The 14,676-nt window shown below is 66.3% G+C and carries 14 protein-coding genes; 10 read left to right on the top strand and 4 right to left on the bottom strand.

The window, feature by feature from the left end; genetic code table 11:
• Nucleotides 1-57 precede the first annotated feature (57 nt).
• Both TVC13_RS13785 and TVC13_RS13780 read right to left on the bottom strand, forming a co-directional pair.
• Complete coding sequence (locus TVC13_RS13785; protein ID WP_422401756.1) at nt 58-1,287, bottom strand: ScyD/ScyE family protein; 1,230 nt, start codon at nt 1,285-1,287, stop codon at nt 58-60.
• Nucleotides 1,288-1,499: 212 nt separating this feature from the next.
• On the bottom strand, nt 1,500-2,648 hold the full coding sequence (locus TVC13_RS13780) for a pyridoxal phosphate-dependent aminotransferase (RefSeq protein ID WP_422401755.1): 1,149 nt from the start codon (nt 2,646-2,648) through the stop codon (nt 1,500-1,502).
• A gap of 111 nt (nt 2,649-2,759) precedes the next feature.
• On the opposite strand from TVC13_RS13780, the gene truB reads away from it, so the two are divergent.
• The 8 genes from truB to TVC13_RS13740 all read left to right on the top strand — a co-directional run bounded on the left by truB (nt 2,760) and on the right by TVC13_RS13740 (nt 10,722).
• Nucleotides 2,760-3,680 (top strand): tRNA pseudouridine(55) synthase TruB, encoded by a 921-nt coding sequence (gene truB, locus TVC13_RS13775; RefSeq protein WP_422401754.1) that lies wholly within the window; start codon nt 2,760-2,762, stop codon nt 3,678-3,680.
• A complete protein-coding gene (locus TVC13_RS13770) occupies nt 3,681-4,055 on the top strand; it encodes a hypothetical protein (protein WP_325791044.1) in 375 nt (124 codons plus the stop codon).
• Entirely contained in the window at nt 4,052-4,495 is a 444-nt protein-coding gene (locus TVC13_RS13765; protein ID WP_422401753.1) for a hypothetical protein, read from the top strand. The genes TVC13_RS13770 and TVC13_RS13765 overlap by 4 nt, the downstream gene beginning before the upstream one ends.
• Nucleotides 4,496-4,589: 94 nt before the next feature.
• Complete coding sequence (locus TVC13_RS13760; RefSeq protein ID WP_422401752.1) at nt 4,590-5,276, top strand: DUF4345 domain-containing protein; 687 nt, start codon at nt 4,590-4,592, stop codon at nt 5,274-5,276.
• Nucleotides 5,277-5,379: 103 nt separating this feature from the next.
• Nucleotides 5,380-6,369, top strand: coding sequence for a bifunctional riboflavin kinase/FAD synthetase (locus TVC13_RS13755; RefSeq protein WP_422401751.1), 990 nt, complete (start codon nt 5,380-5,382; stop codon nt 6,367-6,369).
• Nucleotides 6,370-6,502: 133 nt separating this feature from the next.
• Nucleotides 6,503-6,772, top strand: coding sequence for a 30S ribosomal protein S15 (gene rpsO / locus TVC13_RS13750; protein ID WP_055240444.1), 270 nt, complete (start codon nt 6,503-6,505; stop codon nt 6,770-6,772).
• Nucleotides 6,773-7,104: 332 nt separating this feature from the next.
• Nucleotides 7,105-9,327, top strand: coding sequence for a polyribonucleotide nucleotidyltransferase (locus TVC13_RS13745; RefSeq protein ID WP_422401750.1), 2,223 nt, complete (start codon nt 7,105-7,107; stop codon nt 9,325-9,327).
• A complete protein-coding gene (locus TVC13_RS13740) occupies nt 9,328-10,722 on the top strand; it encodes a M16 family metallopeptidase (RefSeq protein ID WP_422401749.1) in 1,395 nt (464 codons plus the stop codon). It abuts the gene before it with no gap.
• A gap of 92 nt (nt 10,723-10,814) precedes the next feature.
• On the opposite strand, the gene TVC13_RS13735 is transcribed toward TVC13_RS13740, so the two are convergent.
• Together TVC13_RS13735 and moaA are read right to left on the bottom strand one after the other, a co-directional pair.
• A complete protein-coding gene (locus TVC13_RS13735; protein ID WP_422401748.1) occupies nt 10,815-11,075 on the bottom strand; it encodes a MoaD/ThiS family protein in 261 nt (86 codons plus the stop codon).
• The gene (gene moaA, locus TVC13_RS13730) at nt 11,076-12,176 is read right to left on the bottom strand and encodes a GTP 3',8-cyclase MoaA (protein WP_422401747.1); all 1,101 of its coding nucleotides are present in this window, start codon (nt 12,174-12,176) and stop codon (nt 11,076-11,078) included.
• Between the two features lie 146 nt (nt 12,177-12,322).
• On the opposite strand from moaA, the gene TVC13_RS13725 reads away from it, so the two are divergent.
• Nucleotides 12,323-13,849: a molybdopterin-dependent oxidoreductase gene (locus TVC13_RS13725; RefSeq protein ID WP_422401746.1), complete on the top strand. Its 1,527-nt coding sequence runs from the start codon at nt 12,323-12,325 to the stop codon at nt 13,847-13,849.
• 27 nt (nt 13,850-13,876) lie between these two features.
• On the top strand, nt 13,877-14,674 hold the full coding sequence (locus TVC13_RS13720; protein ID WP_422401745.1) for a tyrosine-protein phosphatase: 798 nt from the start codon (nt 13,877-13,879) through the stop codon (nt 14,672-14,674).
• The last annotated feature ends 2 nt before the right edge of the window (nt 14,675-14,676 follow it).

The raw sequence follows: 14,676 nt of genomic DNA, 5'->3' as shown, positions 1-14,676 counted from the left end.
CCCCAAACCCGCCGCCCCCCCCCAACAGCGGGGCCCCGCTCCTTTTTCTGTCCGGGATTAGTCGTCGTTGGGTTCGGCAGGCGTTCCGTCCGGCAGGGACAGTCCCTTCGGATCACCGCCGCTGGTGAGCTGAATGCGGATGACTTTGCCGTCCGGCGGCGGTGCGTCTGGATCAGCCGGCATGCCCGGCTCCACAGGACCTCCTGGGGGAAGCGCATCGATGGTGGCGTAGAGAGCCGAGCCGCGGAGCTGGACATCCGCCGGGGAGTTGACCTCATAGAACGGCTGCGCAGTGCTGCTGCCGCGCGGGATTACCGAGATGCGGTTGGCGAACAGCTCGGCCACAAAAATGTCTCCGCGCTGGCTGACCGCGATGCCCGTCGGTGAGATGAGCCCGGTGGCCATCAGCTGAACGGAACCGTTCCAGGGATTAACCCGAAAAACTGATCCCGCAGCTCCTCCACCGCCTGGCAGGGTGGTGACGTAGAGTTCCCCGCGTTTGCCCATCGCCATGGCAGTGGGCACGGGTTCCACCCAGTAGGTTTCTCCGAGAGTGCACGCCGGCAGTTGCAGCTGGCCAGCCAGCTCCTCAGTCACAGTTGCCGGAATAGGCGGCAGGACTGCCACGGTTGACGTCCGGCCGCTGCGCTCAGAGACCCGGAGAATGGCGTTGGCCCCCGCGTCCGCAACCAGGATTCCCTCCCGGGCCTTCATCGTGGCGTAGGGGTGGGAATCCTGCACTCCGGTGTAGAGGGCCGGTACGGCCGCAGGAACCTGCGCCAGGCATTCGGGGTCCAGATCCCGGAAACCGTAGGTGTTGACCTGGTCAGGGTTGGCCCGCCGCTCGTATTCAGCGAGGTCGGTGATGGTACGGATGTAGCCGCGGCGGTCAACCGACCTCAGGAGAGCCACGTTGTTCTCCGGCATCCCGAGGCCCTCACCGAAGGTGAGGGAATAGTACGTTCTGTCCGGAGTGCGGGACACGGCGTCGGAGATGTAGCCCTCGATTCCCGGATCGAGTGTGGTCAGGGATCCGTCGCGGCCAACGCGGTCAACGCTGCCCGCGAAGCTCTGTACGACGTCGAACGTCCGGTGGCTCCCAAGGGCGATGCGCAGGGGACTGTCGAGTCCGGTCGCCAATGTGGTGACCTCTCCTGCAGACGGCGGGCCAGGCCGCCACGGGTGGTGCCGGTCTCCGCCGGCTGCAGCGGGGGCGGCTGTACCCAGGCCGGCCAGCAGTACGGACGCGGCTGTCAGTGAAACCAGCCGTGAGCATGCTCTGTTCATTCTGTGCTCCTCCGGTGTGCGAATGGTGTAGACGGTGCTTCAGACCGAATGCGAGACTCGCCGGCGCGGAACCCCTAACCCGTTCCCCCAATGCCGAAGGCAGTCCAAAGAGTAGGAGCGGAGGAAGCGGCTGTAAACGCGAAACTGGGAATAAGCCGAACTGAACGCTGAAGATACCTGGGCCCCGATGCGCGGCTCCCCGATGCTGGAAGCTAGCTGACGCCCGGGAGCCGGGAGACACCGGCAACCAGTTCATCCCGCCCGCCGCACAGGGCGATCCTGACCCACCCCTCGCCAATGGACCCGAACGCCGTTCCGGGGGCCACGGCCACGCCGTCGTCTGCCAGGAACTGCCTGGTCCAGGCACGGATGTTGCCGCCGGAGACGTGCGAGAGGTCCGCCCACAGGTAAAAGGCACCCTGGGCAGCAAGGTAGGGGATGCCCTTGGCGTCCAGGACCGCCGACGCCGCATCGCGGTTTCCGCGGTAGTGTGCGGCAGCTTCCCGCACGTAGTCCTGCGGACCGGTCAGGGCTGCCAGCGCAGCGTACTGGGACGGGGAAGCTACACAGGAGACGATCGATTCCATGACCGTGCTCAGCTGCGGTTCCAGGCCTGCAGGCGTCACAAGCGCGCCGACACGCAGACCGGTCAGCCCGTAGGTCTTCGAAAGCGTGTACGACGCGATCACACGTTCCCCGCTGCCGCCGTCGTAAGCCAGCGGGGAAACATGCGGAACGTCATAGGTGAACGCCTCGTAGCATTCATCGGAGAGGATCCAGAGCCCCCGCCGGCGGGCCAGGGCAACCAGCTCCCGGGTCAGCTCCGGGCTGAAGACAGCACCCAGCGGATTCGACGGCGAATTCAGCAGCAGTACCCGGGTCTGCGGCGTGATCCTCGACTCAATGTCTTCGATCCGCGGCTGGAATCCGTTGGCAGGATGCAGCGGGTACTCCACGGGAACTGCGTGCAGCAGCCTGGCCGTCATGGCAAACGTCGGATACCCCGGATTGGGGATCAGGATTTCATCCCCTGCGTCCAGGAGCATGCTCATGGCCAGGTGCAGCCCCTGCTGGGCCCCCGAGGTGACGAAGACCCTGCCCGGGTCGGTTTCCTGCCCGGTCTGTTCCGACACCCGCTCCGCGAACGCCGTCCGCAGCGGTGCAATGCCCGCATTCGGCGTGTAGCCGGTCTCGTCCCGGGCGAGGGTTTCCTGCGCGGCCTGCAGCACGTGCACCGGGGTAGGGAACCCGGGCTCACCAATGCTGAGCACAATGGCGTTGGGGACAGCCCACGCTGCCTGCGTGATTTCGCGGATCTGGTTCGGGTCAACGGAACGCACGTGGGCAGCGAGCTGAGACATACCCGCATGCTACAGCCGGTGCGTTCGGCAGCCTTGGAGGCCGGGCCGCAGCCGTAACGCAGGGCAGGGTGCCGGAGAACGGGGACCCGCGCCGCGCATATACTGAAAGGCGTGAATTCCGGGCAGGTCCGTTCAGGACTGATTATTGTGGACAAACCGCAGGGATGGACCAGCCACGATGTGGTGGGCCGCCTGCGCAGGCTCGCCGGGACCAGGAAAGTCGGCCATGCCGGAACCCTTGATCCCATGGCAACAGGTGTGCTGGTGGTCGGCATTAACAAGGCCACCCGGCTGCTGACCTACATCGTGGGTACGTCCAAGACATACGACGCCACCATCCGGCTGGGCCAGTCCACGGTCACCGACGACGCCGAGGGCGAGATTACCGCCGAGACCATCGCCGCTGCGGTGACGGACGAAGAGATCCGCAGCGCCGTCGCGGCCCTCACTGGGGACATTCAGCAGGTTCCCAGCAGCGTCAGCGCCATCAAGGTAGGCGGTGAGCGCTCCTATGCCCGCGTCCGCGCCGGCGGCGAGGTGAACCTTCCATCCCGCCCGGTAACCGTGTCCCGGTTCGAGATCCACGACATCCGCCGCGAGCACGGCGGCAAGCTGCGCGACGTCGACGTGACCGTGCAGTGCTCCTCCGGAACCTACATCCGCGCTTTGGCACGGGACCTCGGTGCCGCGCTCGGCGTCGGAGGCCACCTCACCGCACTGCGCCGCACCTCGGTGGGCCCATACAGCGAAGACCAGGCCTCCACACTGGAGCAGCTCGCCGAAGACCTGCGGCTGCTGGACCTGAACGACGCCGCACGGGCACTGTTCCCGGTGCGCGAACTGAGCGAAGAGGAAGCTGCGGACCTGTCCCACGGCCGCCGCATCGCCGCCACCGGACTGCCCGCCCAGGACGGAGAACCCGTACCCGTCGCGGCGTTCGCCCCGGACGGCGAGCTGATCGGCCTGCTGGCGGACAAGGCAGATACGGCCAAAGCGCTGCTCGTCTTTGCACCCGGAAACGAAAGGTCCTAAGTGGTCATCGACCCTCTGTTCATCGTCGGGACGATCGTCTGCCTCGTCTCCACCGTGCTGTGCGTCAGCGCCGCCGTACTGCGCCACGGGCCGAATGACCTCACGATCCTCTCCGCCGCCGCCGTCGAACTCTTCCTCATTGTCTACGCCGTGGCGGCAGTCATCCGCCAGACCGGAGGGGAGACCCTCAACGGGCCCGCCTGGGAGTTCTGGGGCTACCTCTTTACCGCAGCGGTGATACCGATCGGCGCCGTCTGGTGGTCGCTGATGGACAGGTCCAGATGGAGCAACCTGGTGCTGGGCGCAGTCGGAATCACCGTGTTCGTTATGTTGTTCCGGATGGAACAGATTTGGGATGGAGTGCAGCTGGGATGAAGAAACTGATCAAGCCCCGCCCCGAGGCCGATGCCGCCGCCTCAACAGCACGCAACGCCGGCCCGGGGCGTCTCATCGTGGCCGTCTACGGCGTCTTCGCCCTGGCAGCCACGGCTCGTGCCGCCTTCCAGATCGCCACGAAGTTTGACGAGGCACCGGTCGCCTACCTGCTTTCCGCCTTCGCCGCCGTCGTCTATATCGTGGCAACCGTGTCCCTTGCCCGGGCGGGGGCAACGTCCTACAAGGTGTCCGTGGCCGCCGTGAGCATCGAAATGTTCGGCGTGCTGTTCGTGGGACTCTTCGGCATCCTGGACCCGGCTGCACTGCCGGATGACACCGTGTGGTCCGGCTTCGGAATGGGATACGGGTTTGTGCCGCTAATCCTGCCGATCATCGGCCTCTGGTGGCTCTACAGGCACCGGGGCAGCCAACACGCCTAGCCGCGGCGGGGTTCTTGTCCGCTCCCGGGCGTGAGACGATGTGGAAAACTGCGCCGTGACAGGTGCGCCGCTAAACCCACTGAGGGGCAGGACCATGACAATCCCAACACCGGGGCCGGAAGAAAACTCCCGGACAGCCGCCGGCACGCCCCGGCCGCCCGTCCGGCCGGCAGCTGACCGTGAGCCTGCCGGGCGCGGCACCGGTACTGGCACCGGCACAGACACCGGCGCGGCGAGCGGGAAGCAGGCTGAACGCAAGGGGGGCAAACTCCGCGGACGCGACCGCAAAGCCGCGCCGCAGAATGCCGGATCCCGGACCTGGAAGAGCAGCGACGACTGGGGTGTTTTCCGGGCCGTCGTAGTGGGCGTCGGCGTCGTGATCGCCGCGATCGGCGCTTATTACCTCATAACCGGCACCGCCGGCGTGGCCGAAACCAGCGGGGGAGCGGTCAACGCGTCCCTGGAGAGCCAGTTCCGTTTCTTCTCCGCGATGATGGTGGGCGTTGGCGCCGCGTTCATAGCGATCGCGGTCAAGTTCCAGTGGGCAAACATGCTGTGGCTGGTCTGCCTGATGGTCTTCCTGGGTGGTATAGGCCGGGTGCTGTCCTGGGCATTCTCCGGCACCCCGCACTTTACCTTGATCATCCTGATGATCGTGGAGCTGGCCTTCCCGCCGGCCCTGCTGGTCTGGCACCGGTTTATCGCCAAGACCAGCGAACTGCGGCGGGAAATCCACCACGGTTCAGAAGGCGGCAGCGCCCCGTCCGGAACGGCTGCGTAACCTGCGCCGCCTTTTCCGCCATAATGGATGAAGCCTTCCGCGTGCAGCAGGTGCTGACGCCCGGAAGAATTCATGGATGACTGTCCGCTGGTAAGGAGCTCGGGTGTATTACTGGAATGACCTTGCGGAGGTGCCGTCCGACCTAGGTCCGACAGTAGTAACGATCGGCAACTTCGACGGCGTCCACCTGGGACATCAGCACGTGCTGTCCCGTCTGGTGAAGACCGCGCGGGACCGGGGCGCCGCCGCCGTCGCGCTTTCCTTCGACCCGCACCCGGCAGCAGTGCACCGTCCGGAAAGCGCGCCCGTGCTCATCATGGGTCCGGCGGACCGCAGGGAGGCGCTGGCGGAAACCGGCCTCGACGGGCTTCTGATGCTCCACTATGACTTGGACCTCGCCTCCCTGACGGCCGAAGAGTTCGTGCGCAGGTTCCTTGCCGACGGCCTGCAGGCAGTGGCTGTGGTCCTGGGCCACGATGCCCGGTTCGGACGCGGAAACACCGGCGACCTGGACACCATGCGGGAGCTTGGCGCCGAGATGGGATTCGAGGTCGTCGCCGTTGAGGACCTCGATGCCCTTCCCGAAGGGCCCGGAGACACGAGCGGCCGCCGCTGCTCCTCCACCTGGATCCGCGAAGCCCTGGCTGCAGGGGACGTCCGAACCGCGGCACGCCTGCTGGGCCGCACGCACCGCATGCGCGGCACCGTAGTGCACGGCGCGGCACGCGGACGGGAACTGGGCTTTCCGACGGCGAACCTTGCCCCTGAATCCACCGGACTCATCCCCGCCGACGGCATCTATGCCGGCTGGCTGGTCGACTCCGCCGGAACCCGGTGGCCCGCTGCCATTTCGGTTGGCTCCAACCCGACCTTCGACGGTGTCAGCCGGCAGGTGGAAGCACATGTAATCGACCGCCCGCAGGAAGCCGTGGAGGATTTCGACCTGTACGGACAGTGCGTCGGCGTCGAATTCGTGGACCGGCTTCGGGGGATGGTCGCCTACACCGGTCCTGACGCGCTGATTGAGCAGATGCGCCTGGATGTCGCGAGGACCCGGGAAGTCCTTTCGACAGAAGGCACTGCGGACAGGTAAACTGGATCAAAATTCGGCTGCGGTCCGTGGCGGCTGAATTTCTTTGTGTCTGCCGCGTTTACGCGGGGTGGGCACAGGGTTCCCGGCAGCGAAGTGCTGATTCGGGCCTCACGGCACAACTGTAGGAGTTACATTGGCACTCGATCCCGCCGTCAAGCAGGCGATCATCAAGGAATTCGCACTCACCGAAGGTGACACCGGATCCCCCGAGGTTCAGGTTGCTGTTCTGTCCCGTCGCATTTCCGACCTGACCGAGCACCTGAAGACCCACAAGCACGACCACCACACCCGCCGCGGCCTGATGGCCCTGGTTGGTCGCCGTCGCCGCATGCTGGGTTACCTGCGCGAGACCGACATCACGCGTTACCGTGCGCTCATCGAGCGTCTCGGCCTGCGCCGATAGTTCTGCTTTGAGGGCGGCTCCTGTGCGCATGCGCGGGGCCGCCCTTTAGCGCAGGGTACACAAGCGGCAGACATGGACACCGGCTAAGGTCCGGAAGCGCACCTCCGCAGCGGTACCGCAAGCACTACAGCAGCAAAAAAGCAGTAAAGAAAACCACATACAGGAGTCAGCCAGCATCGCAGCATTCGCGGTCCTCGGTAGTGGTCTCCGGGAGTTTCAGCCCGTGGACCTCGATCGAAGACCGGGTGTTGAGTTCTTCCCCGCCGACGGCGGCGGAACTCATGGGACGATGCTGGGTGCCTCCGAATTAACAGAAACGGAGGTGACTCTCTATGGAGGGTCCCGAAATTCAGTATTCAGAAGCAGTAATTGACAACGGCCGCTTCGGCAAGCGCGTTATCCGCTTTGAAACCGGCCGTCTGGCCGCCCAGGCCGCAGGCTCCGCGATGGTCTACATCGACGAAGACACCGCACTGCTCTCGGCCACGTCCGCCGGCAAGTCCCCGCGTGAAGGCTTCGACTTCTTCCCGCTGACCGTGGACGTCGAGGAGCGTATGTACGCTGCCGGCCGCATCCCGGGCTCGTTCTTCCGCCGTGAAGGACGTCCCTCCACCGAAGCCATCCTGGCCTGCCGCCTGATGGACCGTCCGCTGCGCCCGGCATTCGTCAAGGGCCTGCGCAACGAAGTCCAGGTTGTTGTCACCGTTATGGCGATCAACCCGGACGTTCTCTACGACGTGGTTGCGATCAACGCATCCTCCATGTCCACCCAGCTCTCCGGCCTGCCGTTCTCCGGCCCGATCGGCGGCGTCCGCGTTGCCCTCGTCGAAGGCCAGTGGGTTGCTTTCCCGAAGCACTCCGAACTGGAGCGCGCAGTGTTCTCCATGGTGGTTGCCGGCCGCATCGCCGGTGACGACGTCGCCATCATGATGGTCGAAGCGGAAGCTACCGACAACGCCTGGAACCTCATCAAGGAAGAGGGCGCCACCGCCCCGACCGAAGAGGTTGTGGCTGAAGGCCTCGAGGCCGCCAAGCCGTTCATCAAGGCTCTCTGCGACGCGCAGTCGGACCTGGCTGCACGCGCCGCCAAGCCGACCGTTGAGTTCCCGATCTTCCTGGATTACCAAGACGACGTTTACGAAGCCGTTGAAGCTGCTGCCGCCGCCAAGCTGGCAGAGGTGTTCACCATCGCTGACAAGCAGGAGCGCGACGCCGCTTCCGACGCCCTCAAGGACGAAGTCAAGGCGGCACTGGCCGAGCGCTTCGAAGGCCGCGAGAACGAAGTTTCCGCAGCCTTCCGCTCCGTAACCAAGCAGGTAGTGCGCCAGCGCATCCTCAAGGACCAGATCCGCATCGACGGCCGCGGCCTGACGGACATCCGCCAGCTCACCGCCGAGGTTGAGGTTCTGCCCCGCGTGCACGGCTCCGCCATCTTCGAGCGCGGCGAAACCCAGATCCTGGGCGTCACCACGCTGAACATGCTCAAGATGGAACAGCAGATCGACTCGCTGTCGCCGGTAACGCGCAAGCGCTACATGCACAACTACAACTTCCCGCCGTACTCCACCGGTGAAACCGGCCGCGTGGGCTCGCCCAAGCGCCGCGAAATCGGCCACGGCGCCCTGGCAGAGCGTGCGCTTATGCCGGTGCTGCCCTCGCGTGAAGAGTTCCCGTACGCCATCCGCCAGGTCTCCGAGGCACTGTCCTCCAACGGCTCCACCTCCATGGGTTCGGTCTGCGCCTCGACGCTGTCCATGCTCAACGCCGGTGTGCCGCTGAAGGCTCCGGTTGCAGGCATCGCCATGGGCCTGGTTTCCGACCAGGTTGACGGCGAGACCCGCTACGCAGCCCTGACCGATATCCTCGGCGCCGAAGATGCCTTCGGCGACATGGACTTCAAGGTGGCCGGTACGTCCGAGTTCGTCACCGCAATCCAGCTGGACACCAAGCTCGACGGCATCCCCGCCTCGGTCCTGGCTGCAGCCCTGAAGCAGGCCCGCGAAGCACGCCTGCACATCCTCGGTGTCATGGACGCCGCGATCGATACCCCGGATGAGCTCTCCGAGTTCGCCCCGCGGATCATCTCGGTGAAGATCCCCGTGGACAAGATCGGCGAGGTCATTGGCCCGAAGGGCAAGATGATCAACCAGATCCAGGAAGACACCGGCGCTGACATCTCCATCGAAGATGACGGCACAGTCCTGATCGGCGCCACGGACGGCACGTCCGCCGAGGCTGCCCGGGCTGCGATCAACGCGATTGCCAACCCGATGGTTCCGGAACTGGGCGAGCGTTACCTGGGCACTGTTGTGAAGACCACCACCTTCGGTGCCTTCATCTCCCTGACCCCGGGCAAGGACGGCCTGCTGCACATCTCCGAGCTGCGCAAGCTCTCGGGCGGCAAGCGCGTGGACAACGTTGATGACGTTGTGTCCGTCGGCCAGAAGATCCAGGTTGAAATCACCAAGATTGACGACCGCGGCAAGCTGTCCCTCTCGCCGGTTGTTGCTGAAGACGACGCCGAGGGCGAAGCTGCTGCCGAGACAGCAGAGTAGATGCCTGAAAACACTGCAGACAGCCGTTCCGGCGCGGGATTCCCCCGCACCGGGACGGTTGTCCCTTTTCCTCTGACATCCCGTGCGGGCGAACCGGTGCTGGAAATCGGCGACCCGGCCGGCGCCGTCGTCCGCCGTTCCGTCCTTCCCGGCGGCGTGCGCGTGCTCACCGAGTCCATGCCCGGCCAGCGCAGCGCCACCATTGGCTTCTGGGTTGGCGTGGGCAGCCGTGACGAGGCCGAAGGCCGCCACGGCTCCACGCACTTCCTGGAACACCTGCTGTTCAAGGGCACTGCCCGGCGCAGCGCCATGGACATCGCCTCTGCCTTCGACGAGGTAGGCGGAGAATCCAACGCCGCGACGGCGAAGGAAACCACCTGCTACTACGCCCGCGTGCTGGACACCGACCTGCCAATGGCCATTGACGTCATTGCGGACATGGTGACCTCAGCCGTGCTCGATGCCGAGGAACTGGAGCAGGAACGCGACGTCATCCTCGAGGAAATCGCGATGGATGCCGACGACCCCGCAGACCTGTGCCATGAGAAGTTCGCTGAAGCCGTGCTGGGGGACCATCCGCTGGGCCGCCCGATCGGCGGCACTCCGGAAGCGATCAAGTCCGTTCCGCGCGAAGCCGTGCTGGAGCACTACCGGCGCCACTACCGGCCCGAGACCCTGGTGGTCACCGCGGCCGGCGGGCTCGAACACGAGATTGTTGTCTCCCTGGTCCTGGACGCGCTCAAGCGTGCCGGCTGGGAACTGGATGAAACAGCCGAACCTGCGCCGCGCAGGGACACCACCCCGGCGCAGATCACCGGCACCGGCGGCGTGCACGTCATCAACCGCCCGGTGGAGCAGGCCAACATTGTGCTGGGCTGCCCGTCGCTGACCGCCACGGACAGCCGCCGGTTCGCCATGAGCGTGCTGAACACGGTCCTGGGCGGCGGCATGTCTTCACGGCTGTTCCAGGAGATCCGCGAGAAGCGGGGACTGGTCTACTCGACCTACTCCTTCGCAGCGTCCTACACCGACGCCGGATACTTCGGCATGTACGCGGGCTGCTCTCCGGCCAAGACCCGGCAGGTCATCGACCTGCTGCAGTCCGAGCTGGAGCGGCTGGCATCAGACGGGCTGGAACCCGGGGAACTGGCCCGTGCACTGGGGCAGATTTCCGGGGGACTGGTGCTGGGCATGGAGGACACCGGTTCGCGGATGTCCCGCCTGGGCAGCGCTGAACTGGTCCGCGGTGAGTACGTGGACATTGAAGAGTCGCTGGCGCGGATCCGTGCCGTCACGGCCGAACAGGTCCAGGAGCTCGCGGCCGAACTGGCTGCAGCACCGCGGACCATCACCGTGGTGGGTCCCTTCAACTCTCCGGCGGACCTCGGCTTCTAGCCTGCGTTTCTTTCATCGAGAGGCCAGTTACGGCTCGTTTCAGCCCTGAAACAAGCCGTAACTGGCCTCTCGTTTGTGATTTGGGGGGGCTGTTAGCCGCCGGCAAAGGGCGGAAGGATGTCCACCGTGTCTTCGGGCGCCAGCAGCCGGGAATGGTCCCGCGCGGCGACCTCGTTGACCAGGAAAGTGCTCCGTCCAATGACGGTCTGCAGGACGGGCGTTCCCTCCGGAGCGTCGGGATGCAGTGCCGCCAGCTTCTCCAGCAGCTCTCCAAGCTGCAGGGAACCGGCGGTGAGGGTTTCTTCTTCAATGCCTGCCGCTGCCTTCGCAGCGCCAAAATAGCGGATCAGCACTTAGCCACCTATCGCACTCATTGTTCTTTCGGGCTGCACATAGTCCGGTGCGCCCAGCCCGGCATGGTCCATGCCGTGGGCCTTCGGCTTGCCCCACATGGCTTCCTGCCAGCGGCGGGCGACGGCGGCGTCCTCCCCGGTGCTGCGCAGCAGTTCCAGCAGGTCAGTTTCTTCATGTGAGAACAGGCAGCTGCGCACCTTGCCCTCGGCCGTGATGCGGGTGCGCCGGCAGTCGGCGCAGAACGGTTCGGTCACCGAGGCAATAATACCGACGACGCCGGCCACCTCCTGGGGGGAAGCGCGGTGGCGCACCTGCCAGCGCTCGGCGGGCGCGCCGTCGCGGTTACGCGGATCCGGGGTCAGGACAAAATCTTCCTCCAGCAGGGTACGAATCTCAGCGGCGGTGATCATTCCGTCCCGGGTCCAGCCGTGGTCGGCGTCCAGCGGCATCTGCTCAATGAACCGCAGCTCGAACCCGTGTTCCACGGCCCATGCCAGCAGACGGGGCGCTTCGGCGTCGTTGATGCCCCGCATCAGCACCGCGTTGATCTTGATCAGTCCCAGCCCAACGCGGGCCGCTTCTTCCACCCCGGCGAGGACGCGGTCGAGGAAGGGCCGGCGGGTCAGCTGCGCGAAGGTTCCCGGATGCAGCGAATCCAGGGAGACGTTGATCCGGGTGAGCCCGGCAGCCTTGAGCGCCGCGGCTTTCTTGTCCAGGCCCAGGCCGTTCGTGGTCAGCGAGACCGGCAGCTCGGGGTGGTTGGCGCGGATGCCCGCAATGATGTCCACCAGATCCGCCCTCACCAGCGGCTCTCCTCCGGTCAGCCGCAGCTCCCGGACCCCCAGGGAATCGACGCCGATCCCCACCAGCCGGATGATCTCCGGAGCAGTAAGAACCTTGTCCTTGGGGAGCCAGTCCAGGCCGGAGGCCGGCATGCAGTAGGTGCAGCGCAGATTGCATTTGTCCGTCAGGGAGAGCCGCATGTCAGTGGCGCGGCGCCCGTAGCGGTCCACCAGTCCGTCGAGGGCCTCCGGGACAGCGGTTTCCTCCACAGCAGACTGCGGCCGTGTGAAGGAGGGCATGCCCAGCTCAGTTCCCATCCCCCGAGTGTAGGCCGTTTCACACCCGGTCTCTAGGAAGGCCGGGCGGGCGGACGCAGCAACCCCGTCCAGGCCTGCCATAATCGAGGAAACGCCCGGAGTTCGCCGGCGCGCCGAGCCGTGCTGCGGCGAAGGAGATGACACCTATGCCAGGAACCCGTTGGTTCTCCGCTGCCGCAGGTGTGGTTGCTGCCGGGATTGCCGCAGCCGCCGGCGAACTGGCGGCAGCTGCGCTCAGTCCGTCCCTATCACCGGTGACGGCCGTGGGATCCGTGGTCATCGATGCTGTTCCGGCACCGGTCAAGGACTGGGCCATCGCCGTCTTCGGCACCTCGGACAAAGTCGCGCTGCTCGCCGGCATGCTCCTGCTCATTCTGGCCCTGGGTGGAGCCTGCGGTCTGCTGGAAGCGCGGCGGCCGCCGTGGGGATCAGCCGTTCTTGCCGGTTTCGGGATCCTCGGAGCCGCCGCAGTCCTCTCCCGCGCCCAGTTCAGCCCGCTGGCTCTGCTCCCGCCGCTTGTCGCCGGGCTCGCCGGGCTGCTGGTGCTCCGCGGACTGACGGCCCGGATCCGGCGCTACGGCCAGGCACCGGAAGCCGAAGCCGGAGCCAGCCGACGGGATGTCCTCCGTGCCGTGGGCGGGGGAGCGGCAGTGGCAGCGGTGGGAGGCGGGCTGGCCGGCGCAGCGCGCAGTTCGCAGGTGGCGGTTGACGACTTGCGCGCCAACCTGCAGCTTCCCGCACCCGTGCAGCCTGCAGCTGCCATCCCGGCCGGGGCAGACCTAGGCATTCCCGGCGCCGAACCGCTGATCACACCCAACCCGGACTTCTACCGGATCGACACCGCACTGCGGGTCCCCCTCATCAACCCTGATACCTGGCGCCTGCGGGTCACCGGCATGGTGGACCGGGAAATTGAAATCAGCTATGCCGACCTGCTGGCCAAACCGCTGCAGGAAAGCTGGGTGACGCTGGCCTGCGTCTCCAACGAGGTGGGTGGCTCCCTCATCGGCAACGCAAGGTGGCTGGGCTGGCCGGTCCGAAGCCTGCTGGCAGCAGCGGGCGTGCAGTCCGGAGCAGACACCGTGCTCTCCACCAGCGAGGACGGCTGGACGGCCACCACCCCTCTGGAAGCCCTGACGGATGCCCGCGACTCGCTGCTGGCAGTTGCCATGAACGGTGAGCCGCTCCCGCCTGAACACGGCTTCCCGGTACGCCTGGTGGTGCCGGGACTCTACGGCTACGTGTCGGCCACCAAGTGGGTCACCGAGCTGAAGGTTTCCCGCTTCGCCGACGAAACTGCCTACTGGACGGACCGGGGATGGTCCGAGCGCGGCCCGGTGAAGCTGTCCTCCCGGATCGACACACCTTCCCGGGGCGCGAACCTCAGCGCCGGGATAACCACGGTTGCCGGAGTGGCCTGGGCACAGCACACCGGGATCAGTGCGGTGCAGGTGCGGGTCGACGACGGCGAGTGGCAGGAAACGCGGCTGGCCGCCGGCATCTCGGCGGACACCTGGCGGCAGTTCTCCGCCGACGTCGACCTTCCGCCGGGGGACCATACCCTGACGGTGCGGGCGGTCGACGCCAACGGCACCGTCCAGGATGAAGCTGAACGTCCGGTGGTTCCGGACGGCGCCACCGGGCTGCATTCCATCCGGGTCAGCGCGGGCTGAGCACTCCCGGTCCGCTAGGGTCGGAGCATGGCGATTTCCACTCTCGAAGGCACCTTCAATTTCCGTGACCTTGGCAACCTGCCCCTGACCGGCGGCGGGAGCACCGCGAACGGGGTGCTGTACCGCTCGGACGCCATCAGCGCCCTCACCCCGCAGGGCCTGCAGGATTTGGCCGGTTCGGGGATCGGCGTCATCATCGACTACCGGACCCCGGCTGAGCAGCAGATGGCCCCGGACCGCCTTCCGGCAGCCATGAACGTGGACAAAATGGACCTGCCGCTGCTCGAGGGCGCGTTTACCGGCATGGCGCAGGAGGCCATGCAGCGGGCAAACGCGTCCGGCGACCGGGCTGCAGCGGCACAGGCAGTGCAGGCGGCGGTTTCACAGCTGCCCACGCTGGGACAGATCTACACCGGAATGCTCGAACACGGCGCGTCGCACTTCGCCCGGACCGCCCGGGCAGCGGCCGACGCGGACGGAGCGGTGCTCCTCCACTGCACAGCCGGCAAAGACCGCACCGGGGTGGCATCGGCCCTGCTCCTGGACGCCGCCGGAGTTGAAAGGGAAGCCGTTGTGGCCGACTACGAGCGCAGCGGCGCGAACCTCGCCGGGGAATGGTCGGAGCGGATGCTGGACATGGTCGGCGGCATGGGGGTCCCGCTGACCGAAGGGATCATCACGCTCATTACCCGTGCGCCGGCCGACGCCATCCGCACCGCCCTGGACTGGGTGGAGCAAATCCACGGCTCAACCGCTGCGTACCTCCGATCCGGTGGACTCACCGGCGTCGAACTTGACCGCCTGCGCGCCCGCCTGCGGAGCTAACG

It is taken from the genome of Arthrobacter sp. 3Tela_A (assembly GCF_049311025.1).
Classification (GTDB): domain Bacteria; phylum Actinomycetota; class Actinomycetes; order Actinomycetales; family Micrococcaceae; genus Arthrobacter_B.
This window is presented reverse-complemented; position numbering and strand designations above follow the sequence as displayed.

Bases quoted from the DNA above. Each gene is read 5' to 3' on its own strand.
- TVC13_RS13785 (WP_422401756.1), bottom strand. From the start codon at position 1,287: ATGAACAGAGCATGCTCACGGCTGGTTTCACTGACAGCCGCGTCCGTA.
- TVC13_RS13780 (WP_422401755.1), bottom strand. From the start codon at position 2,648: ATGTCTCAGCTCGCTGCCCACGTGCGTTCCGTTGACCCGAACCAGATC.
- TVC13_RS13765 (WP_422401753.1), top strand. From the start codon at position 4,052: ATGAAGAAACTGATCAAGCCCCGCCCCGAGGCCGATGCCGCCGCCTCA.
- TVC13_RS13760 (WP_422401752.1), top strand. From the start codon at position 4,590: ATGACAATCCCAACACCGGGGCCGGAAGAAAACTCCCGGACAGCCGCC.
- TVC13_RS13745 (WP_422401750.1), top strand. From the start codon at position 7,105: ATGGAGGGTCCCGAAATTCAGTATTCAGAAGCAGTAATTGACAACGGC.
- TVC13_RS13740 (WP_422401749.1), top strand. From the start codon at position 9,328: ATGCCTGAAAACACTGCAGACAGCCGTTCCGGCGCGGGATTCCCCCGC.
- moaA (WP_422401747.1), bottom strand. From the start codon at position 12,176: ATGGGAACTGAGCTGGGCATGCCCTCCTTCACACGGCCGCAGTCTGCT.
- TVC13_RS13725 (WP_422401746.1), top strand. From the start codon at position 12,323: ATGCCAGGAACCCGTTGGTTCTCCGCTGCCGCAGGTGTGGTTGCTGCC.
- TVC13_RS13720 (WP_422401745.1), top strand. From the start codon at position 13,877: ATGGCGATTTCCACTCTCGAAGGCACCTTCAATTTCCGTGACCTTGGC.